The organism is Microbacterium halotolerans (genome assembly GCF_003569805.1).
GTDB classification, from domain to species: domain Bacteria; phylum Actinomycetota; class Actinomycetes; order Actinomycetales; family Microbacteriaceae; genus Microbacterium; species Microbacterium halotolerans.
In genome coordinates, this window is record NZ_KZ984054.1 from 1 (window position 1) to 25,991 (window position 25,991).

Sequence of the window (25,991 nt, forward strand, 5' to 3'; positions counted from 1 at the left end):
CAAACTTCTTCACTGCTCTTGCGAGCGCTCGCGTCCACTTTGTGGTTCCCGATGTACGGGCACCCACCCCCCTCTGAGACCACCCCTCCGCGTGGCCTCACCACAAAAGGGGGGACACATCGAAATATTTTCGGTGGTCATAGCGAGAGGGAAACGCCCGGTCACATTCCGAACCCGGAAGCTAAGCCTCCCAGCGCCGATGGTACTGCACCCGGGAGGGTGTGGGAGAGTAGGACACCGCCGAAACACCCTTACAGAAAAGCCCGCCCCCTTTGAGGCGGGCTTTTCTGCGTTCACGACGTCTTCCGCGCATGCACAGTCGCGTCGGCAGGGCGACCTGCGCCTATCGGCTGTGAACGCAATCACAACACAACAGCGGTACGGTGCTTTCACAGCCGTAGATGAGGGACGAGGCCATGACGGACAACACTGAGCGTGACAACCGCCGCTCCGGCGACGACGGACGACAGCAGCGCCGCACCGGTGCCGAGCGCGACTCGGGCGATCGGCGTGCGGCCGGCGGTGACCGTCCCTCGCGCGGTGGCTCATCCGGAGGCCGAGATGGTCGTGCCGCTGGTGGTCGTGATGGTTCCGGCCGCGACGGCGGACGTGGCCACCGCGGATCTGACGGATGGGATGGCGGCCGCAGTGGTCGTTTCGGCGATCGTGATGCGCGCAGCGGCGGTCGCGACCCAGAGCGCCGTTCCTCGAGCAGAGACGAACGAAGCGGTTCTCGTCGCGACGACGGCGAACGTCGCTACGGCGACCGCGGCGCGCCCCGCCACTCTGCAGGGCAGTCTGATCGCTCCGGCGGTCGCGGCAGCAGTGGTGCGGCTCGTTCGTTCCGCAACGACGGAGGCGGGGCATCGGACCGGCGGTCATACGACGGACGAGACGACGACCGTGGATTCCGTGATCGTGACGATCGCGGCGGAGATCGCAGCAGAGACAGCGGAGGCGCAGGCCGCGGCCGGGACGCTCGTGGCGGATACCGCGGCAGCGCCGAACGGCCTGCGCGCGATGCCGGTCGGCGCCACGGCGATCGCGACGATCGTGGCGGTGGACAGGGCTCCAGCGGTCGTGACGGTCGGGGCCACGGCGACGGCGAACAGCGCGGCACCGGGCGGCGCTACGGCGGTCGCGATGATCGCGCTGGTGATCGTCGTCTCGGCGGTCGTGATGAGCGCAGCGGTGGTCAGAGTTCCAACGGCCGTGATGGTCGCGGCGTCGGCCGAGGCTACGGCGGGCGTGACGAGCGCGGTGGCGAGCGTCGATACGGAGGCAGGGACGAGCGCAGCGGCGGTCAGGGCCCCGGCAGCCGTGATGGTCGGGGCTACGGGGGGCGTGACGAGCGCGGCACGGGGCAGCGCTACAGCGGTCGCGACGAACGCGGCGGCGAGCGGCGGTTCGGCGACCGCGGAGCGCGGGATGCAGAGCGCGGCACCGGCGGGCGTGACGACAACCGAGGCGGACGGCCTGCCGATCGCACGAACGATCGCGGGGGAGACCGGAACGACCGCCGTGGGGATCGCCGTGCCGATGAACGCGGCGGGCGCGGCGGCCAGGGCAGCGGCGGGCGCGCGGACAGCCGGGGGGAGCGCTCCTTCGGCGGCCGCGACGACCGCGGTGGCCGCGGTGCCGGTGACCGTGGCGGCCGGGAAGGTCGCTTCGGCGGCCGATCGGATGATCGTGGTCGGCGAGGAGGCGGTGACCGCAGGTTCGACGATCGCGAAGGACGAGCGCCGGGCAGGGGCGTCGATCGCACTCGCGACGATTCTCGAGACGACGATCGGCTGAGCAGCGGGCGCGACCCGTTCCTCCCGGACGACGTCGAGCCGCGGGAGCTGCCCTCAGGAGCGCGCAACGAACTCAAGACACTGAGCAAGGAGAACGCCGAGCGCGTCGCACGTCACCTCGCGATGGCGGCCCGCGAGATCGACGAGAACGCTGCGCTGGCTCACGAGCATGCCCAGGCGGCAGTCCGACACGCGGGACGCGTCGCCGTTGCCAGAGAGACGCTGGCGATCACGGCCTACCGGACGGGTGACTTCTCGTTGACGCTCCGCGAACTGCGCACTCTGCGCCGCATCACGGGCCGCAACGAGCACATCGCCATGATCGTCGACTCCGAGCGCGGAGTGGGACGCCCCGAGAAGGCACTCGAGGAGGGCACGGGAGCCCAGCGCGACGAGCTCGATACCGCTCAGCGCGTGCAGCTGGCCATCGCCATGTCGGGCGCGCGCCTCGACCTCGGCCAGACAGAGCTGGCACTGGCCGAACTCGACATCAACGAGCTCGATCCGGACCTGGCGTATTCCTGGAGCCCCGGTCTGTTCGCCGCGCGCGCCGCCGTGCTGGAGGACCTCGGCCTCACAGACGAGGCGGAGGAATGGGCACGCCGCGCCGATGTCGCCGCTGAGGCCATCGCGCAGGAGTTGGCCCGCGACGACGAGCTCATCGTCGAGGAGATCCCCGAGATGGAGATCTCCGAGATGGAGGTCGATGAGGACGGGAAGAACGGGACATCGGACGCCTCCGCAGACGGAGTCGCTCCCGCTGGTGCTGAGACGGACGAGGGCGCGGCAGCGGTCGTCGACGGGTCGACGGCCCCGACCGTCTCCGCGGAGCGCGACGATGGGCCGGTTGAGGACGCCGCCGCCTCCGCGGCCGAAGAGAACCGCGCAGTCGTGCTCGACGCTGAAAGCGGCCTCGTACAGGACGGCGACTCCGACGCCGCCGAGACCGCAGCGATGGATCCGGCCGATCCGGTGGAGCACGACGACGTCATCGCCCCCGCCGGCGGTGGCCATGACTCTGCGGACGAAGAGCACGGCGACATCGAAGACGAATCCGCGAACGCGGCCGATGACAGCGCAAAGGGTGCGGACTCGGACGCCGCGCCCGATCCGGATGTCGCCGTCGAGGACGAAGTGAGCGAGATCCTGGTCGAGGCGGGAATCGACGAGCCCGCCGGCGCCGACGCGCAGCCGGCGGCTGCCGAGGCGGAGCACGAGGAGCAGCCCGCAGCGGGCACCGACGCGCAGAAGGGGGACGAGCGACCCGATGGCGCTCTTTTCTAAGAAGAAGGGGCCGGCGCCCCTCGACGGCGTCGACGTCGTCCTCAACGATCTCGACGGCGTCGTCTACGCGGGCGACGGAGCGCTCCCGCACGCGGTGGAGAGCCTGAACCGCGCCGCAGCGGAGGGGCGTCGGCTCGGCTACATCACCAACAACGCCTCGAGGACCGATGCCGCGGTTGCCGAGCATCTGCGCGAGCTGGGTCTCGACACACGCCCGGATGACGTGGTCACCAGCCCTCAAGCGGCGGTCGCGCTGCTGGCGGAGAAGGTCGCGGACGGCGCGACCATCATGGTCGTCGGCGGCGACGGGCTCGTCGACGAGCTCCATAAGGCGGGGTACACCGTGACCCGCAGCGCGGAGGACGCCCCGGCGGCCGTCGTGCAGGGCTTCTCACCCGATGTGGCATGGACCGATCTCGCTGAGGCGGCCTTCGCGCTCGCCGAACCGGAGGACGCCGGGGGCATTCCCTGGATCGCCACCAACACCGACTGGACGCTACCGCGGGCGCGCGGCATCGCCCCGGGCAACGGCACCCTCGTCTCGGCCGTGCACACCGCGGTGGGGCGGCTCGCCGAAGTCGCGGGCAAACCGGAGGCGCCGATCTTCCATGCGGCGGTGGAGCGCTTCTCGGCCCGCCGGCCGCTCATGATCGGCGACCGGCTCGATACCGACGTCCAGGGCGCTCAGGCCGCCGGCGTCGACTCCGCGCTCGTGCTCACCGGGATCGACCGTCCTAAGCACGTGCTCGCTGCGGCGGCGAACGCGCGCCCGACCTACATCGTCGGCGATATGCGCGAGCTCTTCGAGCCGTATCCGCTCGTCCGCCGCAGCGGAAACGTGACGACGGTCGGCGACGCGTCCGTGGAGATCGACGGTCCCGACATCCGGATCCTCTCCGAGGGCCGCGAGATCGACCTGCTGCGAGCGGCTGCGCACGGCATCTGGGACACCGGCAGGCAGATCTTCGGATTCCGCGTGCCTGAGCGTCTGTATGCCGATCCGTTCCACCGTCAGAGGTAGCCTGGCTCCATGCAGGGCAGCGAAGAGGATGGGGGCGCCGGAGAGGACGGCGTGCTGGTCAGCCGAGTGCGCGTGATCGAGGGCCAGCCGCTCGTCGAACGCGCCGAGGCATACCGCGCGCTGCACACCGAACTCGCTCAGCGCCTTGAGCAGGCGCCCGGCGAGGCATGAGCGCACGGCTCGACGCCGAGCTCGCCGCGCGCGGTCTCGCCCGTTCACGCACGCACGCCGCTTCTCTCATCTCAGACGGTTCGGTGCGCGTCGACGGAAGGACTGCCGCGAAGCCGGCACAGCGCGTCGATCCGACATCCGACATTCGGATCGACGGAGGAGACCACTACGTCAGCCGCGGCGCCCACAAACTGATCGCCGCACTCGACGGCTTCGGCATCGATGCCGCCGACCGCGTTGCGCTCGACATGGGGGCGTCGACCGGCGGGTTCACACAGGTGCTGCGCGAGCGCGGCGCCCGCACGGTCATCGCGGTCGACGTCGGGCACGACCAGCTCGCGGCCGCCGTGGCAGCGGACGACGGCGTGCGCGCGGTCGAAGGGTACAACGTGCGCCGGATGACGCCGGAATCACTGGCCGAGAGCAGCGGCGTCGGCGAGCGGCCGACGCTCATCACCGGCGACCTGTCGTTCATCTCGCTGCGGCACGTGCTTCCGGCTGTTGCGGAGGCGCTGCCGAAGCGCGCGGACCGCGATGTCGTGCTGCTGGTGAAGCCGCAGTTCGAGGTCGGCCGCACCGGTATCCGCGAGGGCATCGTCGTCGAACCCGAGCTGCGTGTCGCCGCGGTGCGCGACGTCATCGACGCCGCGGCCTCCCTCGGCCTCGGCACGCGGGGCGTGCTGCCGTCGCCGATACGCGGCGCGCACGGCAATCGCGAGATCCTGCTCCATCTCGCCCCCGGCGTCGCGCCGCGCGACTGGACCGATGAGATCGACGCAGCCGCGCGATAGACGCTCCTTCTCCGAGTCAGGGCTGTCAGAGGGGCGCCGAACATCGCCGGGACGGGGGACACTGGTGGCATGGATGATCTGCTGGTTCCCTCAGGGCCCGGGGCGCCGCGCGGTCTTCTGATACCGGCGGCGGAGCTGGTCGAGCAGTTCTCGAGATCATCTGGCCCCGGCGGTCAGGGTGTGAACACCGCCGATTCCCGTGTGCAGCTCAGTCTGGATCTGGCCTCGACATCCGCCCTCGACGAGGTGCAGCGCTCCCGCGTGCTCGAGCGCCTGGCGAACCGGCTGAACGGAACCGTGCTCACCGTCGACTCCTCCGAGGAGCGCGCCCAACGACGCAATCGGGTCGCGGCGCGGCGGCGCCTCGCCGAGCTGCTGCGCGAAGCCGTGGCACCGGAGATCACACGGCGCCCGACGCGCCCCACACGGGGATCTCAGCGCCGTCGTCTTGAGGGAAAACGGTTGCGGGGTGAGACCAAACGGACCAGACGACGGCCAGGCCAGGAATGAGCACGTCGGTCTGCTGCGTCGTCCTGACCGACAGGTCCCTCGCGCCGTTCGAGCTCTGAAGAGACATAGGGGATCGGATTCGCCCGCGAGATCAGAGACCGGATGATCGTCGTGGACGGCGCGGCCATCGCGGAGGATGCCCTCTCAGGAGCGTGCGAAGGCCGCACCGGGGAGCGAACCGCCTGTGCAGAACGCGACGGAGCCCCGCGGATCCGACACAATGGGTAGACGTGTCGAATGCGGGAGAGAGCGGAGCGGACGATGGCTGAGCGCAGGATCCTGGTAGTGGCGCACGCGCATCGTGACGATACCGTCGATGCCGCTGTGCGGGTGGTCGACACCCTGCGGCGCTCCGGCGCCACGCCCGTGATGGAGCACGCCGACCGCACGGCACTCGCCGAGGTCGCTCCGGTGCTGGGCGACGTTGCGGTGCTGGGCGACGACATCCCGGTCGCCGACGTCGACCTGGCCATTGTGCTCGGCGGCGACGGTACGATCCTCCGCGCGGCGGAACTGGTGCGAGAAGGGACGGCTCCCGTTCTCGGCATCAACATGGGCCACGTCGGCTTCCTCGCCGAGATCGAACGCGACAACATGGACGCCGCCGTCGCGCGCGCCGTCGCAGGCGACTACGAGGTCGAGGAGCGGCTCGCACTCGCCGTCAAGGTGCGCGACGGCGCGGGGCGAGTCGTATTCAAGAGCTTCGCACTGAACGAGGCGTCGATCGAGAAGGACAGCCCAGGCCGGATGATCGACGTCGTCCTCGAGGTGGACAGGCGCCCGCTGTCGAGCTTCGGCGCAGACGGGGTCGTGATCGCGACGCCGACCGGGTCGACCGCGTACGGCTTCTCAGCGGGCGGCCCCGTCGTGTGGCCGACCGTGCAGGCGATCACCGTCGTGCCGGTGTCGGCGCACGCGCTGTTCGCCCGCCCCCTCGTGGTCGGACCGGAGCATGCCGTCGCGCTCGAGCTGCAGAACTCCATGGGAGGCTCGGGCGTGCTGTGGTGCGACGGGCGCCGCACGTACCCGCTGCCGGACGGAGCACGGGTGTCGGTCAGGCGCTCGTCGAAGCCCGTGCGGCTGGCGCGGCTGCACCCGGCGGCGTTCACGGATCGGCTGGTGCGGAAATTCCAGCTGCCTGTGCAGGGCTGGCGAGGGCCGACCGGAACCATGATGACGACGTCCGTGAGCGTGATTCCGGTTGCGGATGATCACGCGACGATGGAAGGGAGCGAGGAGCCGGAGTGATCGAGCAGATGCGACTGCGCGACCTCGGCGTGATCGCCGAGGCCACGATGCCGTTCGGAACGGGATTCACCGCAGTGACCGGTGAGACGGGCGCAGGCAAGACGATGGTCGTGACGGGACTGGGGCTGCTGCTCGGCGCTCGAGCCGACTCGGGTGCTGTGCGCAAGGGCGCGGCGCAGGCCTCGGTCGACGGTGTGTGGAATGTGCCGGGCACCGGGCCGGTCGTCGAGCGCGTGCAGGAGGCGGGCGGCGAAGTCGAGCCGATCGGGCAAGGACGAGGCGAGCTCTTCCTCGGCCGCACGATCTCGGCCGAGGGGCGCAGCAGGGCGAGCGTCGGCGGGCGCGGCGCCCCTGCCGGAGTGCTGGGCGACCTCGCCGAGCACCTCGTGGTCGTGCACGGGCAGTCGGAGCAGCTGCGGCTGAAGTCGCAGGCGGCTCAGCGCGACGCGCTGGACCGTTTCGGCGGTGAGGCCGTGCGCACACCCCGCACGGCCTACGCGGAGGCGTACGAGGCCTGGCGCACCGTCGACGCCGAGCTGTCGAGGCTCGTCGAACAGCGCGATGCTCGTGCGGAGGAAGCGGAGCGACTGCGCGACACCCTCGCGGAGATCGAGCAGGTCGATCCGGAACCAGGGGAGGACGCGGACCTCGCAGCGCGCGCCGAACGGTTGGCCAACGCCGAGCAGCTGCGGGCCGCCGCCGCCGCCGCACGCGAGGCGCTCTCGAGTGAAGAGGACGCACCGGATGTCTCCGGCCTGCTCGCAAAAGCCCGCCGAGAGCTTGAGCGTGCGGCGGATCCGGCGCTGACCGGCATCGCGGAACAGGTCGCAGAGATCGGGTACCGCACGGCCGACCTCGCCATCGAGCTGTCGAGCTTCCTCGCCGACCTCGATGAGCAGGGCCCGGCGGAGCTCGCGGCCGTCGAGGAGCGCAGGGCCGCGGTGAATGCGCTCGCGCGCAGCCACGGTTCGCTCGATGAGGCGATCGCGCTGCTCGAGACCGGGTCGGCGAGGCTCTCGGAGCTCGACGACGACGGCGAACGCGTCGAACGCCTGGCCGGATTGCGCGACGAAGCGCGCGAGGTCCTCGACGAGCGTGCGACGCGGCTGACTGCGGCGCGTGCGGAGGCGGCGGGCCGACTGTCCGCCGCCGTGACCGATGAGCTGCACGCGCTCGCCATGCCGGACGCCGAGCTGACCGTGAGAGTCGGGCAGACGCAGGAATCGACGCACGGCCGCGATGAGGTCTCCTTCCTGCTGGCACCGCATCCGGGGGCGGAACCGCGACCGGTGTCCAAAGGCGCGTCGGGCGGTGAGCTCAGCCGCGTGATGCTCGCGATCGAGGTGGTCATCGCCGAGACCGACCCGGTGCCGACGTTCGTGTTCGACGAGGTCGACGCGGGCATCGGAGGGGCAGCGGCGATCGAGGTGGGCCGCAGACTGGCGCGACTCGCCGAGCGCTCACAGGTGATCGCCGTCACGCACCTCGCCCAGGTCGCGGCCTTCGCGAACAACCATCTCTCGGTCGTGAAGGCCTCGGACGGCACCGTCACGACCTCGAGCGTGCGCGCGCTGTCGGGCGAGGAGCGCGAGGCGGAGATGGCCCGCCTGCTCTCCGGTATGTCCGACTCGGGAGCCGCGCTCACCCACGCCCGCGAGCTCCTCGCTTCCGCAACGGTCTGAGCCGCGCCCTGCGCACTATGCAGGGCAGAAACTCAGGCGCGTTTCGTGCCAGGATGATCGTCAAGCCGAATTCGACCGTTAGGATTGAAGCCCGTGATGCAGACTTCCGACGCTGGCCCCACGGGCAAGACCACCAAGCAGATCTTCGTGACGGGCGGTGTGGTCTCCTCGCTCGGCAAGGGCCTCACGGCTGCGAGTCTCGGCAATCTTCTGACGGCACGCGGCATGCACGTCGTGATGCAGAAGCTCGACCCGTATCTGAACGTCGATCCGGGAACGATGAACCCGTTCCAGCACGGCGAGGTGTTCGTCACGGATGACGGAGCGGAGACCGATCTCGACATCGGCCATTACGAGCGCTTCCTCGGGATCAACCTCTCCGCCGCCGCGAACGTGACCACCGGTCAGATCTACTCCAAGGTGATCGAGCGCGAGCGCCGCGGCGAGTACCTCGGCGACACCGTGCAGGTGATTCCGCACATCACCGACGAGATCAAACGCCGGATGCGTCTGCAGGCTCAGGACGATCCGCAGCCTGACGTCATCATCACCGAGGTCGGAGGCACGGTCGGCGACATCGAGTCGCAGCCGTTCCTCGAGTCGGCCCGTCAGCTGCGCCACGAGCTGGGCCGCGACAACGTCTTCTTCGTGCACGTGTCGCTGGTGCCGTTCATGGGGGCATCGGGCGAGCAGAAGACCAAACCGACTCAGCACTCCGTCGCCGCCCTCCGTCAGGTCGGCATCCAACCGGATGCGCTGGTGCTGCGCAGCGATCGTCCGGTCACCGAGGCGAACATGCGCAAGATCGCCCTGATGTGCGACGTCGAGGTCGACGGCGTCGTCAACACGGTCGATCTCCCGAGCATCTACGACATCCCTTCGACGCTGCACACTCAGCGCCTCGACTCGCACATCGTGCGCCGTCTCGGCCTCACCAAGGCGACCGACGTCGACTGGACCAGATGGCAGCGAGTGCTCGCAGCCGTGCACAACCCGAAGCACGAGGTCACAATCGGTCTGGTCGGCAAGTACATTGATCTTCCGGACGCCTACCTGTCGGTCACCGAAGCCATCAAGGCAGGCGGCTTCGCACACGAGACGAAGGTCAGCATCCGCTGGATCCCGTCCGACGAGTGCGAGACGCCGCAGGGCGCGCGCGAGCGCCTTGCGGACCTGGACGGCATCTGCGTACCCGGCGGCTTCGGCATCCGGGGCATCGAAGGCAAGCTCGGTGCGCTCCGCTTCGCCCGCGAGCAGGGCATCCCGGCGCTCGGGCTGTGCCTCGGCATGCAGTGCATGGTGATCGAGTACGCGCGCAATGTGGCCGGCCTGGCCGGTGCATCCTCGAGCGAGTTCGACCCGGGGACGACCACGCCCGTCATCGCCACGATGGCCGAGCAGGTCGAGGTGCTCGACGGCGGCGACCTGGGCGGCACCATGCGTCTCGGGCTCTACCCTGCCAAGCTCGCGGAGGGCTCTCTCGCGGCCGAGACCTATGGTGCGACGGACGTGGCAGAGCGGCACCGCCACCGCTACGAGGTCAACAACACCTACCGCGATCAGCTTGCCGAGGCAGGGCTCGTCTTCTCAGGGATCAACCCCGATCTCGACCTCGTCGAGTTCGTCGAGCTGCCGCGTGAGACGCACCCGTACTACGTCGCCACTCAGGCGCACCCCGAGCTGCGCTCACGCCCGACAGCCCCGCACCCCCTTTTCAACGGTCTCGTCGGCGCGGCGCTCGAGCGACACAGGGCGAGCGAGCTGTTCGAGGACGAAGACTGACAGGAGACAGGGCCAGCATCGGCATCCGGCCTCTGACGGGGAGTCGCAGCCGGATCGAGGGGAGAGCAGTGGAGCTGAGGGACGAACCGTTCGGCGTGGAGGTCGTCGACACCCGCACGGGGTACACCGGTCGGGTGTGGGACGTCGTCGAGGATCGACTGCGATACGGCGGCAACGAGCTGGTGCGGCACTACGTCGACCATCCGGGGGCGGTCGCCGTCGTCGCGATCGACGACCGTGACAGGGTGCTCCTGCTGCAGCAGTACCGCCATCCGCTGCAGGCCCGTGACTGGGAGATCCCGGCCGGCCTGCGCGATGTGCCCGGCGAGCAGCCGGTCGAGACAGCTAGACGGGAGCTGGCAGAGGAGGCGGACCTCACCGCGAGCGACTGGTCGCTGCTTGGCGAGTTCGCGCTCACGCCCGGTGGAAGCAATGAGCGCATTCTGATCTACCTCGCCACGGGTCTGGACCGCACAGACGAGCCGTACCCGCGCGACGCGGAGGAAGCGGACATCCGGGTCGAATGGCTTCCGCTGCCTGACGCGATCCGTGCCGTGCGAGACGGCAGGTTCGTGAACGCGACGACCGCGCTCGGGCTGCTGACGGCGGCCGATCGGCTGCGCCAGTAGCGCCATGCGCATCGAGCGCGCGGTCGACGCCTACCTGCGGCACGTCACGATCGAGCGCGGGCTGAGTGACCACACCGTGGCCGCCTACCAACGCGATCTCGCAGGCTACGCTGCGTGGCTGGTCGGGCACGGAGTCACGGACGCGACGGCCGTCACCGCAGAGCATGTCGCGGAATTCGCCGCCGACCTCGCGTCCGCCGAGCCTCCTGCTGCGCCGTCGTCTCTGGCGCGGATGCAGTCGTCCGTGCGCGGACTGCACCGCTTCTTGGCGCGAGAGGGACACACACCGGATGATCCGACGGGAAGGCTGAAACCCCCGAAGCAGCCGACGACGCTGCCGAAGGCGCTCACGATCGAGCAGGTGGAGCGACTGCTGCGCGCGCCGAGCGAGGATGAGCCCGTCGGCATCCGGGATCGTGCCCTGCTCGAGCTGCTCTATGCGACGGGTGCGCGCGTGTCGGAGGCGATCAGCCTCGACGTCGACGACGCGGCGCACGACGACATCATCCGGTTGCGAGGCAAAGGCGACAAGGAGCGCATCGTTCCGGTCGGGTCGTTCGCCCGCGACGCGGTTGCGGCGTATCTCACCAGGGTGCGCCCTGCGCTCGCCGCGAAGGGGAGGGGCACCTCGAAGCTGTTCCTCGGAGCGCGCGGGGCGCCGCTGTCGCGCCAGAGCGCGTGGCTCGTGATCCGAGCCGCGGCGGAGAAGGCGCAGCTGACGGAGCACGTCTCACCTCACACGCTCCGGCACTCGTTCGCTACGCACCTGCTGCAGGGAGGCGCCGATGTGCGCGTCGTGCAGGAGCTGCTCGGACATTCGTCGGTCGCGACGACCCAGATCTACACGCACGTCACGGCCGATACGTTGCGGGACATGTACACGACAGCGCACCCCCGAGCCCGCTGAGCGGCGCCCGACACGGTCGCTTTCTGCGCTGTCATCGGTCGAGGGGCTCTCGGCACCGCGCTCTCCTCATCCGCCTGGGAATCGACCGTGTCGGACGCCGCTCAGGGCGTGACGTAAGGGGCCCGCGACTGATGGCGGGCCCCTCGCTCGTCATTGCGTCAGATCATCCACTTCAGCGGTTCGCCGTCGTGGTAGTCGTAGCCGGTCTCGTCGGCAACCCAGGCGATGTAGCCGGGCTCCTGCCCCTCGGGGATCGCGGAGATGAAGCACGTCGACATCCCGGAGTTCGACTCGTCCTCCTCGCTCGACATGTAGTTCGAGTCGCAGGCATCGAACGAGCCGATGACGCGCACCGGACCGAGCCGGTTCTCGTTCGCGTCGAAGGCGTACATCTCACTGGTGGGGCTCTCGCCGTCCATCGGCACGGTGAAGGGCTCCGCCTTGTCCATCTCGACGGTGAAGTAGTAGACGTCGTAGCCGTCGAGCGACTCCTTGAAGTCGTCGTCGTCGATCGCGTCGAAGTCGCTCTTGTCGGCCTTCGACACGTCGGAGACGGTGACGTTGACGTTCTGCTCGCCGTCGTCGGTGTCCGGCCAGAGCACCGTGGCGGTGTCGCCGACGGACAGCTCGGTGCCGGGAGCCGCGATCTCCCCGGCAGGGGCGGGGTCGGCCTCGGGCTCCTCAGCCTCGTCGGGCTCCTCAGCCGTGTCCTCGGCGGGAGTCTCCTCCGTCGTCGACTCCTGCGACTGCTCGTCCGCGATGTCGTCGACTGGGTTCGAGCAGCCGGCCAGCGCGAGTGCGGCGAGGGCGACGGCGGACGTGAGAAGGATGGGCTTGCGCATCTGGATCGCCTCCTGGTGGGTGGCACCCCGCTGCTCCGGATGAGCGACGGTACCTGGTGCCTGCTGTTGACACGAGTCTTCCAGCGGTGACCGCGCGGGGCGATGGGGAGTCGTGCCCATCCGGCAGACAGCGGTGTGCGGACCCGTCGGCTCTCGGCGATCCTGCGCCGTCGGCGACTGGTCGCGTTTAGACTCACATGGACGCGATTCAGGAGGATCATCGGTGGCGAAAACCCACAAGCAGAGTGACGAGGTCATTCTCGGCCCCACCGGCCGGCCGTACCACGGCTTCGCGACTCCGCCGGAGCTCGACAGCCACGGCCCGGCCCGCATCGTCGCGCTGTGCAACCAGAAGGGCGGCGTCGGCAAGACGACGACGTCGATCAACCTGGCGGCCTCGTTCGCGAGCTACGGGCGCAAGGTGCTGGCGGTCGACTTCGATCCACAGGGGGCGCTGTCGGCGGGGCTCGGGGTGGCGACGCACGACGTGCCGACCATCTACGACCTGCTCGTCGACATGAAGCGCGACCCGCACGAGGTCGTCGTGCCGACCGCCACACCGGGGCTCGACCTGCTTCCGGCGAACATCGATCTGTCGGCCGCTGAAGTCCATCTCGTCAACGAGGTAGCCCGCGAGATGATCCTGTCGCACGTGCTGCGCAGGCTCGCACCGGAGTACGACCTGATCCTGATCGACTGCCAGCCGTCGCTCGGCCTGCTCACTGTGAACGCGCTCACCGCGGCGCACGGCGTGCTGGTGCCGCTCGAGTGCGAGTTCTTCGCGCTGCGCGGCGTCGCCCTGCTGGTGGAGACGATCGAGAAGGTGCAGGATCGCCTCAACCCGTCGCTGGAGCTCGACGGGCTGCTCGCGACCATGTACGACTCGCGCACGCTGCACTCCAGAGAGGTGCTCGAGCGCATCGTCGAGACCTTCGGCGACAAGGTGTTCGAGACCGTGATCGGGCGAACCGTGAAGTTCCCCGATGCGAGCGTCTCCGGTGTTCCGATCATCGACTTCGCGCCGGAGCATCCGGCGGCACAGGCGTATCTGCGCCTCGCCAGGGAGCTGGTCGACCGTGGCGCGGTCGCCTAGGGACATCGGAGAAGAGCTCCCGGATGACACGGCCGCGGCTGGATCATCCGGATTCAGGGTGTCGTTGGCGAACTTCGACGGCCCCTTCGATCTGCTGCTGCAGCTCATCTCGAAGCACGAGATGGACATCACCGAGATCGCGCTGAGCAAGGTCACCGACGAGTTCATCTCGTACCTCGGCGACGTGGAGACGGGGGAGGAGCTCGACCGCGCCAGCGAATTCCTGGTCGTGGCCGTCACGCTGCTCGACATGAAGGTCGCTGGTCTCCTGCCGCAGGGGGAGCTGGTGGACGCGGAGGCGGTCGCCGCCCTCGAAGCGAGGGACCTGCTGTTCGCGCGGCTGCTGCAGTACCGTGCGTTCAAGGAGGCGGCCGGATGGTTCGCCGGCCGTCTGCACGGCGAGGACCGCCGCCACACCAGGCAGGTGCCGATCGAACAGAAGCACCGCTCGCGCACGCCGGAGCTGAAATGGACGCTGACGCTCGATCAGTTCGCCGCGCTCGCACTGCTCGCGTTCGCGCCGAAGGCTCTGCCGGGTGTCGGGCTCGACCACCTGCACGCACCGCTCGTGAGCATCAGAGAGCAGGCGGCGATCGTCGTCTCCACTCTGCGCGGGCGGACGACGCTGTCCTTCCGCGAGTTGGCTGCGGGCTCGGAGGAAGTGGGAGTCGTCGTTGCGCGGTTCATCGCCGTGCTGGAACTGTACCGGCACGCGGCGATCTCGTTCGAGCAGCTGGAGCCGCTGGGCGAGCTGACGCTGACGTGGACGGCCGAGCACTGGTCCGACGAGACGCTGGCATCCTTGGGGGCAGAGTATGACCGATGAGACGACCCTCGAACGGGGCACCGTGCAGCAACGGCTCGAGGCGATCCTGATGATCGCAGACGAGCCGATCGGCCTGGTGTCGCTCTCCGCGGCTGTCGGCGCGCCCGTCCCCGCGGTTCGGCAGGCGCTCGAGTCGCTCGTCGCGGACTATGACGGCGCTGATGACGGGACACCGCGCGGCTTCGAGCTGCGTGAGGTCGGAGGCGGCTGGCGGATGTACGTCAGGGCGGACTTCGATGACCTGGTCGCCGACTACATCGGCGGGCAGGCGCCGGCCAAGCTGTCGCAGGCCGCACTCGAAACGCTCGCCGTGATCGCCTACAAGCAGCCGGTGACGCGCTCGCAGGTGGCGGCCATCCGCGCGGTGAACGTCGACTCCGTGGTGCGCACGCTGCTGGCGCGCGGCCTGATCACCGAGCAGTTCGCCGACCCGGAGACCGGTGCGATCAACTACGGCACAACCGGCCTGCTCATGCAGCAGCTGGGCATCAACTCCCTCGACGAGCTCCCCCCGATCTCCCCCCTCCTCGACGACGGCGCGGACGGCTTCGACGACTTCGTCTGATCCGTCTGCAATTCTTCATTTCTGGCACATCTCCGATGTTGTGCCCACCCGGAGAAGTGCCAGAAATGAAGAGGTACGGGCGCGGAGCGGGTGCGGCGGCTGAGAGGATGAGGGGATGGAACGGAACGAGACAGAGGGTGTGCGCCTGCAGAAGGTGATGGCGAATGCCGGGGTCGCCTCGCGGCGCGCCTCTGAGGACCTGATCGCGCGCGGGCGGGTGCGCGTCAACGGGGAGGTCGTCACCGAGCTGGGTACGCGGATCGATCCGGATGCCGATCTGGTCGACGTCGACGGTCAGGCGGTGCAGCTCGATACGTCCAAGCGGTACGTGATGCTGAACAAGCCGACCGGCGTCGTCAGCTCGATGAACGACGACAGGGGCAGAGCGGATCTGCGCGACTTCACCCGCGACTGGGAAGAACGGCTGTTCAACGTCGGCAGACTCGACGCCGAGACCAGCGGCCTGCTCGTGCTCACCAACGACGGCGAGCTGGCCCAGGTGCTCGCGCACCCGAAGTACGGCGTCACGAAGGTGTACATCGCGAAGGTGCGCGGCAGCGTCTCCGCGCAGACGATCGCCGAGCTCACGCGCGGATTCGACCTCGACGACGGGCCGATCAAAGCGGACAAGGCGCGCCTGCTGGACACGTCCCGCGGTACGAGCCTGGTGGAACTGACCCTGCACTCCGGCCGCAACCGCATCGTGCGCCGGATGATGGCGGCCGTCGGACACCCCGTGATCGAGCTGGTCAGACGGCAGTTCGGGCCCCTGCACCTCGGCACGCTCTCAGCGGGCGGGACGCGCGAACTGACTAAGGTGGAGAGAGGCGCGCTTCTGACACTGTCGCGCCACGAAACGGGTGCTCCGCAGAATGCGTCGAGCACCACCGATCAGAAGGACTCCCGTGACTGATTCCGCCGTGCGCGATGGGACCGTGCCGGGGCGCGCCGTGCGCACCTCAGGTACGGTGCGCGTGGTGGGCGCCGGCCTGCTCGGTGCGAGTGTCGGACATGCGCTGACCCGCGCCGGCATCGACGCGGCGCTCGCCGACACCTCTCCCGCGCAGCTGCGCCTCGCAATCGACTACGGCGCAGGACGCGCGGCGCATGACGGCGACCGGCCGTCGCTCGTCGTGGTGTGCGTGCCTCCGGATGTCGTGGCCGACGTGGTCGAGGCGGAGCTGGCGGCATTTCCCGACGCGGTGGTCACCGACGTCGCCTCCGTGAAGCTGCAGCCGCTGCGTGAGCTGCGCCGGCGCGGCGTCGACCTGGCGCGCTACATCGGATCGCACCCGATGGCGGGTCGCGAGCGCGGGGGAGCGATCTCCGCCCGCAGCGACATCTTCGCCGGACGTCCGTGGGTGATCTGCCGCGACGGCGAGACCCGCGCAGCAGACCTCGCCGTGGTCGAGGGCCTCGCGCTCGATGTCGGCGCTGTGCCGATCGAGATGAGCCCCGAGGAGCACGACGGCTCCGTCGCGCTCGTCTCGCACCTCCCGCAGGTGGTCGCGTCGCTGATGGCCGCGCGCTTCGTCGACGCCCCCGAGCACGCGCTCGCGCTGGCGGGGCAGGGCGTGCGCGACACCACGCGCATCGCGCACTCGTCTCCCGAGCTGTGGGTGCAGATCCTCGAGGCCAACGCCGATTCCGTCGTCGCAGGCCTCGACGCGCTCGCCGCCGACCTCACCGGTCTCGCCGATGCGCTGCGCGAGACGTCGAAGCCGGGGTCGCGGCGCGTGATCGCCGAGACCATCCGGCGCGGCAACGAGGGCGTCGAGCGGTTGCCGGGAAAGCACGGCCAGCGTCGCGAGTTCGCCTCGCTCATCGTGATGGTCGACGACACCTCGGGTCAGCTGGGCGGGCTGTTCGGCGATCTGGGCGAGCTCGGTGTGAACGTCGAGGACTTCCGTCTCGAGCACTCTCCCGGCGCACCGCTCGGCCTCGCCGAGATCGCGGTGGACAAGGGCATGCTGACCGGCACCGTCGAAGGGCTCGAAGCCCGCGGCTGGAGGATTGCGAGCACCGATGACGAGTGAGGCCTTCGGAGGCGTGACCGTCGTCGCGATCGACGGGCCGGCAGGCAGCGGAAAGTCGAGCGTCTCCAAGGAGATCGCCCGTCGCCTCGGCTTCGGCTACCTCGACACCGGCGCCGCGTACCGCGCGTTGTCCTGGCACGTGCTCGATTCCGGTGCGGACACGCGCGACGAGTCTGCGGTGCTCGACGCGCTGAAGGTCTTCGACCTGCGGCTCGGGCTCGATCCGGATGTCCGCACCGTCATGGTCGGTGAGACCGACGTGACAGACGCCATCCGGACCCCGGAGGTCACCGGTGCGATCGCGGGCTTCACTCGCGTGCAGGCGGTGCGCGACGCTCTCAACGACGGGTTCCGGAGCAAGGCACGCGAGTCGGGGCTGCCGGGCGTCGTCATCGAGGGACGCGACATCACGTCGGTCGTCGCCCCCGACGCTCCCGTGCGGATCCTGCTCACCGCAAGCGAACAGATCCGCGCGCAGCGCCGCGGCCTCGAACTGAAAACGGACGCGGGCGACGTCGCGCAGGCGATGAGCCGACGCGACGCCAGCGATGCGCACACCCTCTCCCTCGCGCAGGGCGACAGGGGCGTCGACGTGGTCGACACCTCAGAGCTCGACTTCGAGCAGTCGGTCGCCGCTGTGCGAGGCGTGATCGAACAACGAACGGGAGGCCTTCATGGCCGATGACGAGGAATATGACGGCGGGCCCGACCGGCTGGCCGAACGGATCGCGGAACTCGACGACGACCTGATCGAGGCGCGCAGCGAATCGCTCAGGCAGAGCCTCGAGGACTACGAGCTCGATGAGGAGGACGCCGCGCTGCTGGCCGGTGTGCGCGTCGACGAGCTCGGCATGGAGTACTCACCCGCGCTGCCGGTTGTGGCGATCGTGGGGCGGCCCAACGTCGGCAAGTCGGCGCTGGTGAACCGCATCTTGGGGCGCCGCGAGGCCGTGGTGCAGGATGTGCCTGGCGTCACGCGCGACCGTGTGACGTACAAAGCGGAGTGGAACGACAGACGTTTCTCCCTCGTCGACACGGGCGGCTGGGAGCCGGACGCGCGCGGCATCGACAGGTCAGTGGCGTCGCAGAGCGAGGTCGCGATCGACCTGGCCGACGTGATCCTGTTCGTCGTCGACGCGATCACGGGGGCGACGGCGACCGACGAGCACGTCGTGCGGATGCTGCGCAAGACGAGCAAGCCGGTGTTCCTCGTGGCGAACAAGATCGACGACTCAACGCACGAGCCGGAGGCCGCAGCACTGTGGAACCTCGGGCTCGGCGAGCCGCATCCGATCTCCGCGATCCACGGACGCGGTGTGGCCGACCTGCTCGACGCCGTGCTGACGAAGATGCCGAAGATCTCCGCCGTGGCGAAGGAGGAGATCGGCGGTCCGCGCCGCGTCGCGATCATCGGGCGGCCGAATGTCGGCAAGTCGTCACTGCTGAACAAGGCGGCCGGTGAGGAGCGCGTGGTCGTCAACGACCTCGCCGGCACGACTCGCGACCCGGTCGACGAGGTCGTCGAGCTCGGCGGCAAGCCGTGGCGGCTGGTCGACACGGCCGGCATCCGGCGCCGCGTGCACATGCACCAGGGTGCCGACTTCTACGCGTCGCTGCGCACCTCCGCCGCACTTGAGAAGGCAGAGGTAGCGGTCGTCGTGCTCGACGTGAGCGAGCCGATCAGCGAGCAGGACATCCGGATCATCGAACTGGTGCTGCAGGCGGGGCGCGCGCTGGTGCTGGCGTTCAACAAGTGGGACCTGCTCGACACGCCGGAGGCCGAGCGCAACGAGCGCCGCCGCTTCCTTGAGCGCGAGATCGAGCGCGACCTCGCCCACGTGGCGTGGGCGCCGCGCGTGAACATCTCGGCGAAGACCGGTCGGCGCCTGGACAAGCTCGTCCCTGCGCTCGAGCAGTCGCTGGAGAGCTGGGACCGCCGCATTCCGACGGGCAAGTTCAATGCGTTCCTGTCGGAGCTCGTGGCGGAGCACCCGCACCCGCTGCGCGGCGGCAAGCAGCCGCGCATCCTGTTCGGCACCCAGGCGGGTTCGCGTCCGCCGACGTTCGTGCTGTTCACGACCGGTTTCCTGGACCCCGGCTACCGTCGGTTCATCCAGCGTCGCCTGCGCGAGCTGTACGACTTCGAGGGCACGCCGATCGTGGTCAGTATGCGCATCCGCGAGCGTCGCCAACGCAGATGACTCCGTCCGAATGACGATGGGTGCTCCGAAAACCGCGCTTCGGAGCACCCATCGTCATTTCAGAGCGGAGCGGCGGTAGCGTGGACGGATGACGATCGTTCCTCCCGCGGCCGGTGAGCCGCGACGGCCGCACGGGCCGCGGGATCCGGGAGACGCATGGGTCGTCGCGCCGACAGGCGAGCGGTACTGGGGGAGGTTCGGCGCAGCAGGACTGCTGGCGACGGATCCGGTTCGCGGCGTGCTGCTGCAGCACAGGGTCGGATGGAGCCACTTCGGCGGCACGTGGGCGCTGCCCGGCGGCGCGCTGCACCAGGGCGAGACCGTCGACGACGGTGCGATCCGCGAGGCGCAGGAGGAAGCAGGCGTTCCGGATGGCGCCGTGCGGCCGCGCTTCACCCATGTGTTCGACGCGGGCGTGTGGCAGTACACGACGGTCGTCGCCGACGTGACGGATCCGTTCGAGCCGACGATCAGCGATCCGGAGTCGCTGGAACTGGCATGGGTGCCGGTCGATGAGGTCGACGAGCGGGAACTGCACCCGTCGTTCGCCGCCGCGTGGCCGAGTCTGCGCGACGCGCTCGGCGTGCGCCCCGTGCTGCTGGTGGACGCGGCGAACGTGGTCGGATCCGTGCCAGACGGATGGTGGCGCGATCGCGCCGGGGCCGCGGCCCGGCTGCGCGGCGGGCTCGAGACGCTCGCCGGAGCCGGGCTGCCCGCCGCCGATCTCGGCCTGCCGCACGAGCGCTGGTTCCCCGGGATCGAGATGGTGGTCGAGGGCGCGGCCCGAGCGATGCCGGATGCCGGAAACGCGCACCGTTCCCTCGGCGAGGCGAACCGAGACGCGGCGCCGTGCGCCGTGCGCGTCGTGCGTGCGCCGGGCTCCGGAGACGACGAACTGGTGATGCGCGCCGAGGCGATGCGCGCATCCGGGCTCAACGTCACCGCGGTCACGAGCGACCGTGCCCTGCGCGCCCGCCTGGAGACGGCAGGCGCGCACGTCCGCCCCACCTCATGGCTCCGCGCACTCCTGCCCTGACCCTCGCTGCCGAGATGCGCACATGTCGTCGATATGCGCCGTTTGGGACGTCATCTCGTCGAAAACGTGCGCATCTCGCGAGCCCGCGGCGTGGCCGACTCCGGATGTTCGGAGTCGGCCGGCGCCGATCAGAACGGGTAGTCAGCGATCTGCGGGCGCAGGGTGACCCACTGCACCTCGGTGAACGCCTCGATGTTGGTCTCGGCGCTGCCGATCCGGGTGCCGTTGCCCGACGACTTGGTGCCGCCGAACGGGGCCTGCGACTCGTCTGACACGGTCTGCTCATTGATGTGGATCTTGCCGCTGTCGAGCCGGTCGGCGACCGCCATCGCGTCGCTGACGTTGCCGAGCACGCCGATCGACAGCCCGAACTCGCAGTCGTTGGCGATCTCCACTGCCTCGTCGATGCTGGAGAACTTCATCACAGGCGCGACGGGGCCGAAGATCTCCTCGCTCCACGCGCGGTTGGAGCGGTCGAGGTCGGTGATCACCGTCGGCCGGAAGAACCGGCCCTCGTGGGTGCCGCCCGCTGCGATCGTCGCGCCAGCGGCGGCCGCGTCGGCGACGATCTCGGCGCAGTGTGCGGTCTGACGGTCGTCGATCAGCGGGCCAAGGGCGACCTGCTCCGTGTTCGGGTCGCCGACGGGAAGGGCGTTCGCCTTCGCCACGAGCGCGGCGACGTACTCGTCGTACACGGACTCGTGCACGATGTGGCGACCGGTGGTCATGCAGATCTGGCCCGAGTTCATCCACGATCCGAACGCCGCGGCCGAGGCCGCCTTGTCGACGTCGACGCCCGGCAGCACGATCAGGGCGTTGTTGCCACCGAGCTCGAGGTGCGCGCGCTTGAGCAGGCGCCCGCAGGTCTCGCCGATCTTCCGGCCGGCTCCCGTCGATCCGGTGAACGCCACAGCGCTCACTTCCGGTGCGTCGACCACGGCGGCTCCGACGTCGGCGCCGCCTGGCAGCAACTGCAGCACGCCGGCCGGCAGGCCCGCCTCCTCGAAGACGCGCATCAGCACAACGCCGCCGCACACGGCGGTGCGGGGGTCCGGCTTGAGCAGCACGGCGTTGCCGAGCGCGAGAGCCGGGGCGACGGCCCGGATGGACAGGATGAGCGGGAAGTTGAACGGCGCGATCACGGACACGACGCCGATGGGGTTGCGGCGCGCCAGTGACCAGCGCGCCTCGTCGCTCGGCAGCACGTCGCCCTGGGGCAGATGCGGCAGCGCCGAGGCATCGAAGCACTCGTTGGCGGCGACGTGCGTCTCGAGCCCCGCCTTGGGCGGGATCGAGCCGTCCTCCCGGATGATCCAGCGCTGGATCTCTTCGCCGTGCTGCTCGAACAGATCGCCGGCGCGGCGCAGCACTGCGGCGCGCTCCTCCGGTCGCTTCGCGGCCCACTCGCGCTGAGCTTCAGCGGCTCGAGTCGCTGCGGCGTACACGTCGTCTGCATCGGCGACGCCCACAGTACCGAGCACGGCGCCGGTCGCGGGCTCGATGACGTCCTGCACACCGGCGGAACCCGGCTGCCAGGATCCGGTGCTGATCTTGCCTTCCCAGATGGCGGGATCGATGAGTGTCATGTTCTCTCCTTCGAGGGGTGGTCTGCGGGGGAGGCTACGGCACGATGCGCGCGTCGATCAGCACGGGGCCGTGTCCTCTGCGAGGGCATTCGCGTACGCGGCGCGCAACCCGTGCTGCGCCGTCATACACGATGCTTGCACCATACCCGGTCGCGAGTGCCATGAAGCCGATGCCGAGCTCATCGAGGCCCGGGGCATCGGAGACGGACATCTCCATCAGCGGTCGAGGAACCTCGAACGCTCTGCGCCCCGCCGCCGCGGTGCGCGGCTGTCGCGCGCCTCCAGGGAGAAGCGCGCGTCTCGTGTGGACTTGATGAGGATCAATCGCGGCCGCGCAGTCGATCGATCTCGCGTCGCTCCCGCTTGGTGGGGCGGCCCGCACCTCGGTCGCGCATGCCGATCGGCTCGACGAACTCGCGCGGAGGCGGGGGAGGAGTGCGGTCGTCGTAGGCGGCTGCGGCGACCGGGGCGCCGACGCGCTTGACGAGCAGCTGCTTCACACCGAAGATGCGCGTGATGTGGCCGTTGCGCACCCGCACCTCATCGCCGACCCGCACCGGGTGTGAGGCCTTGACAGGGGCGTCGTTGACGCGCACGTGCCCGCCGCGCACCGCAGTCGTGGCGAGTGAGCGGGTCTTGTAGACGCGAACGGCCCACAGCCACACATCGAGTCGCACGGAATCTGCCATCCGGTCCATCGTACGTCCGCATTCCTCGCGCTGAGCGCGCTCTTCGTGCTGGAGCAGGCCACCTTTGGGCGCGCACGGAAAGGGTCTGTTCGGCACGAGGCACGTGCGCTCGCGGGGTCACGCGGCGTCGCCGACGACGACCGACTCAGCCTCCTCCGCCCGATCGGCATCGCTCTGGTCGATGACTGCGAGTGGGCGTTTGGCCAGAGCCAGCACAAGCGTCGCGATCACGGCGGCCGCGGCCGCGAACAGGTAGGGGACCGTCTCGCTGAACGCCTCGCCCAGCCATGCGGCGAGCGGAGGGGCGGCCGCGCCGCCGAGGAATCGTACAGCGGAGTACGAGGACGAAGCGATCTGGCGCGGCAGATCGGTGGCCTCCATGACTGCCTCGGTGAGGGTGGTGTTGCACACGCCGAGGAAGAGCCCGCCGACGATGATGCAGACGACGAGCGCTGTGACGTGCTCGACGAGGAATCCGGCCACGACGAGGTCCGCCGCGAGCAGCGGCAGTGCGATCATGAGCGCGATGCGCCGTCCCCACGTTCTGATCACGATCGGTGCGAGCCAGACACTCGTGACGGCGAGAGCGATGCCCCAACCGAAGAATGTGTACCCGATGCCCATGGCGCCGAAGCCGAGCGGGAACGGGGAATAGGCGAGCAGGATGAAGAACGCGATGTTGTAGAACAGCGCGGCGATCGCCAGCAGTCCGAGTGCGGGGCGGCCGAGTGCCCTGAGCGGTGCAGACAGAGCGATGCGCTCACGCGGACCCTGCGGACCGCGCAGCAGCACGGCGATGGCGACGAAGGCGACGGCCATGAGGACGGTGACCCCCAAGAACGGCCCGCGCCAGCTGATCTCACCGAGCAGGCCGCCGATGAGCGGACCGATGGCGATTCCGATTCCGAGGGCTGCCTCGTAGAGCACGATCGCCCTGCCCGTGCCGCCAGATGCGGCCCCGACGATGGCGGCGAGAGCGGTCGAGATGAACAGCGCATTGCCGAGCCCCCAACCGGCGCGGAAGCCGATCATGGCATCGACCGAACCGCTGATCGCACAGAGGAATGCGAACACGATGACGGCTCCGAGCCCCAGCATCAGCGTGGTCTTGGTGCCGATGCGGCTCGACACGAAGCTCGTGATGAGCATCGCCAGACCTGTGATGAGCAGATAGCTCGTGAACAGCAGCTCCGATTGGAACGTCGTCGCGTGCAGCTGCTCGGCGATCGCGGGCAGGATCGGGTCGACGAGGCCGATGCCCATGAAGGCGACGACGCAGGCGAAGGCGATGGCCCAGACCGGCAGCGGCTGCTTCCACATCGGCTGGTCGTGGTCGGAGTGGTCGTTCGATGCGCTCACGAAGCACCTTTCTCATATCGTGGTGAGGATTCCGGACGGCCGTGGTGCGGCGTGAGAGCATCCGGATGCGCGGGGCGCGCAGAAGAGTGCGCTCGCCGCGGAGCTACGGGCCTTCGGCGCGGGTGGCGTCGTTCGCGACCCGGTTGGCGATCTGCGCCGTGCGGCGCAGCGCCGCCCAGTCGTCATCGCTCAGCTTCGCGAAGCGGGGGAGAAGCGTCGAGGCGATCTCCGTGCGCCATGCGGCGAACGCGGCGAGCCCCTGCTCGGTTGCGGCGATCTGCACCGCGCGGGAGTCGTCCGGATCGGGGTTGCGCTCCACCAGCCCCGCCTCGGCCATCGTCTTGACCAGGCGGGTGATGCCGGGCTGGGTGACCCGGCTGCTCCTGGCGAGGTCGCCGAGCCGCTGGGGGCCGGATTCGCGCAGGATCGCCAGCGTGCGCCACTGGGTGGCAGGAGTCTCGCTGTGCGTGTCGAGAGCGGCGATGCGGGTGAGCGCATGTGCGCCGATGATCAGCGCCTCGAGATCCTGTTCTCTGGTCACCTAAGAAAGAATACCATCAGTATATATCTAAGGTATGCGTATTCGGATGGGCGAGGCGCGTCACGCACGCCACGCGAGGGTCGCGGAATTCGCGGGATGTTCGGCGACGGGCTAGACTTGTCGAGTTGTCCGCACGCGGACGACATCGGGCTGTGGCGCAGCTTGGTAGCGCACCTGACTGGGGGTCAAGTGCGCTAGCGGCTGGTTCAGCCTGAAAAGTGAACAACGGGATGTGGCGCAGCTTGGTAGCGCACCTGACTGGGGGTCAGGGGGTCGCAGGTTCAAATCCTGTCATCCCGACAGAAAAGCCCAGGTGAGAGCAAGTTTCTCGCCTGGGCTTCGTCGTTTCCGTGATCCCCTTCGGAGGGGTTTATGGAAGCATCCCACCGTGACTGCCGATGTCCATCGAGATGCTTCAACTGCGGACGTTGCGACGAGCCGGGACCTGGCCGGGACCTGGAGCCCGTTTTCACTGCGATCTGCGACCGTTTTCATCGCCCGGGAGCCGCTGCCGGACGCGTCTTGGCAGGAGCCTCGCGGGTGGGGTTTTCTTGCCCGTCGAGGAACGCGTTCGCGCGGGCCGCGGCGTCGGTGAGGTGTCGGGTGTCGGGGTGCAGGTAGCCGCGGGTGGTCTCGATGGGGCTAGCCACCTCAGATGTCACCTATCCGTGCAGCAGTCCCGTCCGCCGTCGTGATAGTGACGGCACCCAGCGCTGTGGGAGTAGCGGCCGATCAAGGCAGGCCCGAAACCTGACGGGCAGCTCGGGCAGGTCATTGAGATGATGCTCGGCACTTCCGGGCGCATCGGGGAAGTCCTCGCGATCCGCCTCGGCGACCTCGACCTTGACGCGCCGATACCCTCGGTGCGGATCTCGGGAACGATCGTGAGCCGCAAGGGTGAACCCACGCACCGACAGGACTATCCGAAGACTGCACGCTCGGTCCGCCGCGTCGCTCTGCCAGCGTTTGCGCTCCGGGCGATCCAGGCGCGACTGGAGAAGATCCGTTTCACCCACCCGGACACGCTGCTGTTCTCCACTCGCGTCGGGACACCGCACACGACGAACAACATCCGCAGGCAGCTCCGTGACGTGATGCAGCAAGCCGGAGTTCCTGACGTCACCCCGCACCGGTTCCGTCGCACGGCCGTGACCGCGATCAACGAGGTCGGGGGACTGCAGCTCTCCTCCGAACTCCTCGGACACAGCGACCCCTCGATCGCCCGGGATCACTATATCCGCCGCAACGAGACCGTGAACCCGGTCACAGCGGACTTCCTGGAACAAGCGTTCGGAAGACCAGCGTGATGGTGGGGCAGACCGCGGCCAGGACGCGAGACGGCGTGTTTCGTTACGCGACCTGGAGGTTTCTGCGGGGGAGAGCACGCCATGCTGAG

At 69.3% G+C, this 25,991-nt stretch carries 27 protein-coding genes, 1 tRNA gene and 1 rRNA gene; 22 read left to right on the forward strand and 7 right to left on the reverse strand.

The window, feature by feature from the left end:
• The first annotated feature begins 129 nt into the window (after positions 1–129).
• From rrf to xerD, 12 genes are all read left to right on the forward strand, one after another.
• Positions 130–246: ribosomal RNA gene (gene rrf, locus DZG09_RS13670) — 5S ribosomal RNA — on the forward strand.
• Between the two features lie 189 nt (positions 247–435).
• Positions 436–1,797: a hypothetical protein gene (locus DZG09_RS13675; protein WP_119698325.1), complete on the forward strand. Its 1,362-nt coding sequence runs from the start codon at positions 436–438 to the stop codon at positions 1,795–1,797.
• A gap of 122 nt (positions 1,798–1,919) precedes the next feature.
• Entirely contained in the window at positions 1,920–3,080 is a 1,161-nt protein-coding gene (locus tag DZG09_RS13680; protein WP_119698326.1) for a tetratricopeptide repeat protein, read from the forward strand.
• Entirely contained in the window at positions 3,064–4,101 is a 1,038-nt protein-coding gene (locus DZG09_RS13685) for an HAD-IIA family hydrolase (RefSeq protein ID WP_119698327.1), read from the forward strand. Before DZG09_RS13680 ends, DZG09_RS13685 begins: the two co-directional genes overlap by 17 nt.
• Positions 4,102–4,110: 9 nt before the next feature.
• Positions 4,111–4,272, forward strand: coding sequence for a hypothetical protein (locus DZG09_RS16655; protein WP_162893325.1), 162 nt, complete (start codon positions 4,111–4,113; stop codon positions 4,270–4,272).
• Complete coding sequence (locus tag DZG09_RS13690) at positions 4,269–5,063, forward strand: TlyA family RNA methyltransferase (RefSeq protein ID WP_119698328.1); 795 nt, start codon at positions 4,269–4,271, stop codon at positions 5,061–5,063. Before DZG09_RS16655 ends, DZG09_RS13690 begins: the two co-directional genes overlap by 4 nt.
• Before the next feature lie 69 nt (positions 5,064–5,132).
• Positions 5,133–5,573: an alternative ribosome rescue aminoacyl-tRNA hydrolase ArfB gene (arfB, locus tag DZG09_RS13695; protein ID WP_119698329.1), complete on the forward strand. Its 441-nt coding sequence runs from the start codon at positions 5,133–5,135 to the stop codon at positions 5,571–5,573.
• A gap of 261 nt (positions 5,574–5,834) precedes the next feature.
• On the forward strand, positions 5,835–6,821 hold the full coding sequence (locus DZG09_RS13700) for an NAD kinase (protein WP_119698330.1): 987 nt from the start codon (positions 5,835–5,837) through the stop codon (positions 6,819–6,821).
• Positions 6,818–8,503, forward strand: a complete 1,686-nt coding sequence (gene recN / locus DZG09_RS13705) for a DNA repair protein RecN (RefSeq protein ID WP_119698331.1) — start codon at positions 6,818–6,820, stop codon at positions 8,501–8,503. Before DZG09_RS13700 ends, recN begins: the two co-directional genes overlap by 4 nt.
• Before the next feature lie 96 nt (positions 8,504–8,599).
• Positions 8,600–10,285 carry a CTP synthase gene (locus tag DZG09_RS13710; protein WP_119698332.1) on the forward strand — a complete coding sequence of 562 codons (1,686 nt, stop codon included), beginning with the start codon at positions 8,600–8,602 and terminating at the stop codon, positions 10,283–10,285.
• Between the two features lie 68 nt (positions 10,286–10,353).
• A complete protein-coding gene (locus DZG09_RS13715) occupies positions 10,354–10,914 on the forward strand; it encodes an NUDIX domain-containing protein (RefSeq protein ID WP_240424043.1) in 561 nt (186 codons plus the stop codon).
• A gap of 4 nt (positions 10,915–10,918) precedes the next feature.
• Positions 10,919–11,821 carry a site-specific tyrosine recombinase XerD gene (xerD, locus tag DZG09_RS13720; protein ID WP_119698334.1) on the forward strand — a complete coding sequence of 301 codons (903 nt, stop codon included), beginning with the start codon at positions 10,919–10,921 and terminating at the stop codon, positions 11,819–11,821.
• Positions 11,822–11,979: 158 nt separating this feature from the next.
• On the opposite strand, the gene DZG09_RS13725 is transcribed toward xerD, so the two are convergent.
• Complete coding sequence (locus DZG09_RS13725) at positions 11,980–12,663, reverse strand: hypothetical protein (RefSeq protein WP_119698335.1); 684 nt, start codon at positions 12,661–12,663, stop codon at positions 11,980–11,982.
• A 223-nt stretch (positions 12,664–12,886) separates the two neighbouring features.
• On the opposite strand from DZG09_RS13725, the gene DZG09_RS13730 reads away from it, so the two are divergent.
• From DZG09_RS13730 to DZG09_RS13765, 8 genes are all read left to right on the forward strand, one after another.
• Positions 12,887–13,756: a ParA family protein gene (locus DZG09_RS13730; protein WP_119698336.1), complete on the forward strand. Its 870-nt coding sequence runs from the start codon at positions 12,887–12,889 to the stop codon at positions 13,754–13,756.
• Positions 13,740–14,582, forward strand: a complete 843-nt coding sequence (locus DZG09_RS13735) for a segregation and condensation protein A (RefSeq protein WP_420845910.1) — start codon at positions 13,740–13,742, stop codon at positions 14,580–14,582. Before DZG09_RS13730 ends, DZG09_RS13735 begins: the two co-directional genes overlap by 17 nt.
• Complete coding sequence (scpB, locus tag DZG09_RS13740) at positions 14,572–15,147, forward strand: SMC-Scp complex subunit ScpB (RefSeq protein ID WP_119698338.1); 576 nt, start codon at positions 14,572–14,574, stop codon at positions 15,145–15,147. The genes DZG09_RS13735 and scpB overlap by 11 nt, the downstream gene beginning before the upstream one ends.
• Before the next feature lie 115 nt (positions 15,148–15,262).
• On the forward strand, positions 15,263–16,060 hold the full coding sequence (locus DZG09_RS13745; RefSeq protein ID WP_119698339.1) for a pseudouridine synthase: 798 nt from the start codon (positions 15,263–15,265) through the stop codon (positions 16,058–16,060).
• Entirely contained in the window at positions 16,053–17,183 is a 1,131-nt protein-coding gene (locus DZG09_RS13750; protein ID WP_240424044.1) for a prephenate dehydrogenase, read from the forward strand. The genes DZG09_RS13745 and DZG09_RS13750 overlap by 8 nt, the downstream gene beginning before the upstream one ends.
• The gene (cmk, locus tag DZG09_RS13755; RefSeq protein ID WP_119698341.1) at positions 17,173–17,868 is read left to right on the forward strand and encodes a (d)CMP kinase; all 696 of its coding nucleotides are present in this window, start codon (positions 17,173–17,175) and stop codon (positions 17,866–17,868) included. The genes DZG09_RS13750 and cmk overlap by 11 nt, the downstream gene beginning before the upstream one ends.
• Positions 17,858–19,384 carry a ribosome biogenesis GTPase Der gene (gene der / locus DZG09_RS13760; protein WP_119698342.1) on the forward strand — a complete coding sequence of 509 codons (1,527 nt, stop codon included), beginning with the start codon at positions 17,858–17,860 and terminating at the stop codon, positions 19,382–19,384. The genes cmk and der overlap by 11 nt, the downstream gene beginning before the upstream one ends.
• A gap of 88 nt (positions 19,385–19,472) precedes the next feature.
• Positions 19,473–20,420, forward strand: a complete 948-nt coding sequence (locus tag DZG09_RS13765) for an NUDIX domain-containing protein (RefSeq protein WP_119698343.1) — start codon at positions 19,473–19,475, stop codon at positions 20,418–20,420.
• Positions 20,421–20,548: 128 nt separating this feature from the next.
• Here DZG09_RS13765 and DZG09_RS13770 read toward each other — a convergent pair whose 3' ends face one another.
• The 5 genes from DZG09_RS13770 to DZG09_RS13790 all read right to left on the reverse strand — a co-directional run bounded on the left by DZG09_RS13770 (position 20,549) and on the right by DZG09_RS13790 (position 24,595).
• Entirely contained in the window at positions 20,549–22,006 is a 1,458-nt protein-coding gene (locus DZG09_RS13770; protein ID WP_119698344.1) for a benzaldehyde dehydrogenase, read from the reverse strand.
• Positions 22,007–22,040: 34 nt separating this feature from the next.
• On the reverse strand, positions 22,041–22,223 hold the full coding sequence (locus tag DZG09_RS13775) for a hypothetical protein (protein WP_119698345.1): 183 nt from the start codon (positions 22,221–22,223) through the stop codon (positions 22,041–22,043).
• A gap of 103 nt (positions 22,224–22,326) precedes the next feature.
• Positions 22,327–22,695: an RNA-binding S4 domain-containing protein gene (locus tag DZG09_RS13780; protein ID WP_119698532.1), complete on the reverse strand. Its 369-nt coding sequence runs from the start codon at positions 22,693–22,695 to the stop codon at positions 22,327–22,329.
• 117 nt (positions 22,696–22,812) lie between these two features.
• Positions 22,813–24,015: an MFS transporter gene (locus tag DZG09_RS13785; protein WP_119698533.1), complete on the reverse strand. Its 1,203-nt coding sequence runs from the start codon at positions 24,013–24,015 to the stop codon at positions 22,813–22,815.
• Positions 24,016–24,157: 142 nt separating this feature from the next.
• A complete protein-coding gene (locus DZG09_RS13790) occupies positions 24,158–24,595 on the reverse strand; it encodes a MarR family winged helix-turn-helix transcriptional regulator (protein WP_119698346.1) in 438 nt (145 codons plus the stop codon).
• Between the two features lie 226 nt (positions 24,596–24,821).
• On the opposite strand from DZG09_RS13790, the gene DZG09_RS13795 reads away from it, so the two are divergent.
• A tRNA-Pro gene (locus DZG09_RS13795) sits at positions 24,822–24,895 on the forward strand.
• A 191-nt stretch (positions 24,896–25,086) separates the two neighbouring features.
• On the opposite strand, the gene DZG09_RS16660 is transcribed toward DZG09_RS13795, so the two are convergent.
• Entirely contained in the window at positions 25,087–25,245 is a 159-nt protein-coding gene (locus tag DZG09_RS16660) for a hypothetical protein (protein WP_162893324.1), read from the reverse strand.
• A gap of 129 nt (positions 25,246–25,374) precedes the next feature.
• On the opposite strand from DZG09_RS16660, the gene DZG09_RS13800 reads away from it, so the two are divergent.
• Positions 25,375–25,902, forward strand: a complete 528-nt coding sequence (locus tag DZG09_RS13800; RefSeq protein WP_240424045.1) for a site-specific integrase — start codon at positions 25,375–25,377, stop codon at positions 25,900–25,902.
• Positions 25,903–25,991: the final 89 nt, after the last annotated feature.

Coding starts and splice junctions, on each gene's coding strand:
- DZG09_RS13785 (WP_119698533.1), bottom strand. CDS start 24,015: ATGTGGAAGCAGCCGCTGCCGGTCTGGGCCATCGCCTTCGCCTGCGTC.
- DZG09_RS16655 (WP_162893325.1), top strand. CDS start 4,111: ATGCAGGGCAGCGAAGAGGATGGGGGCGCCGGAGAGGACGGCGTGCTG.
- cmk (WP_119698341.1), top strand. CDS start 17,173: ATGACGAGTGAGGCCTTCGGAGGCGTGACCGTCGTCGCGATCGACGGG.
- DZG09_RS13800 (WP_240424045.1), top strand. CDS start 25,375: ATGATGCTCGGCACTTCCGGGCGCATCGGGGAAGTCCTCGCGATCCGC.
- xerD (WP_119698334.1), top strand. CDS start 10,919: ATGCGCATCGAGCGCGCGGTCGACGCCTACCTGCGGCACGTCACGATC.
- scpB (WP_119698338.1), top strand. CDS start 14,572: ATGACCGATGAGACGACCCTCGAACGGGGCACCGTGCAGCAACGGCTC.
- DZG09_RS13745 (WP_119698339.1), top strand. CDS start 15,263: ATGGAACGGAACGAGACAGAGGGTGTGCGCCTGCAGAAGGTGATGGCG.
- DZG09_RS13685 (WP_119698327.1), top strand. CDS start 3,064: ATGGCGCTCTTTTCTAAGAAGAAGGGGCCGGCGCCCCTCGACGGCGTC.
- der (WP_119698342.1), top strand. CDS start 17,858: ATGGCCGATGACGAGGAATATGACGGCGGGCCCGACCGGCTGGCCGAA.
- DZG09_RS13780 (WP_119698532.1), bottom strand. CDS start 22,695: ATGGCAGATTCCGTGCGACTCGATGTGTGGCTGTGGGCCGTTCGCGTC.
- DZG09_RS13770 (WP_119698344.1), bottom strand. CDS start 22,006: ATGACACTCATCGATCCCGCCATCTGGGAAGGCAAGATCAGCACCGGA.
- DZG09_RS13765 (WP_119698343.1), top strand. CDS start 19,473: ATGACGATCGTTCCTCCCGCGGCCGGTGAGCCGCGACGGCCGCACGGG.
- DZG09_RS13710 (WP_119698332.1), top strand. CDS start 8,600: ATGCAGACTTCCGACGCTGGCCCCACGGGCAAGACCACCAAGCAGATC.
- DZG09_RS13700 (WP_119698330.1), top strand. CDS start 5,835: ATGGCTGAGCGCAGGATCCTGGTAGTGGCGCACGCGCATCGTGACGAT.
- DZG09_RS13725 (WP_119698335.1), bottom strand. CDS start 12,663: ATGCGCAAGCCCATCCTTCTCACGTCCGCCGTCGCCCTCGCCGCACTC.
- DZG09_RS13775 (WP_119698345.1), bottom strand. CDS start 22,223: ATGGAGATGTCCGTCTCCGATGCCCCGGGCCTCGATGAGCTCGGCATC.
- arfB (WP_119698329.1), top strand. CDS start 5,133: ATGGATGATCTGCTGGTTCCCTCAGGGCCCGGGGCGCCGCGCGGTCTT.
- DZG09_RS13690 (WP_119698328.1), top strand. CDS start 4,269: ATGAGCGCACGGCTCGACGCCGAGCTCGCCGCGCGCGGTCTCGCCCGT.
- DZG09_RS13680 (WP_119698326.1), top strand. CDS start 1,920: ATGGCGGCCCGCGAGATCGACGAGAACGCTGCGCTGGCTCACGAGCAT.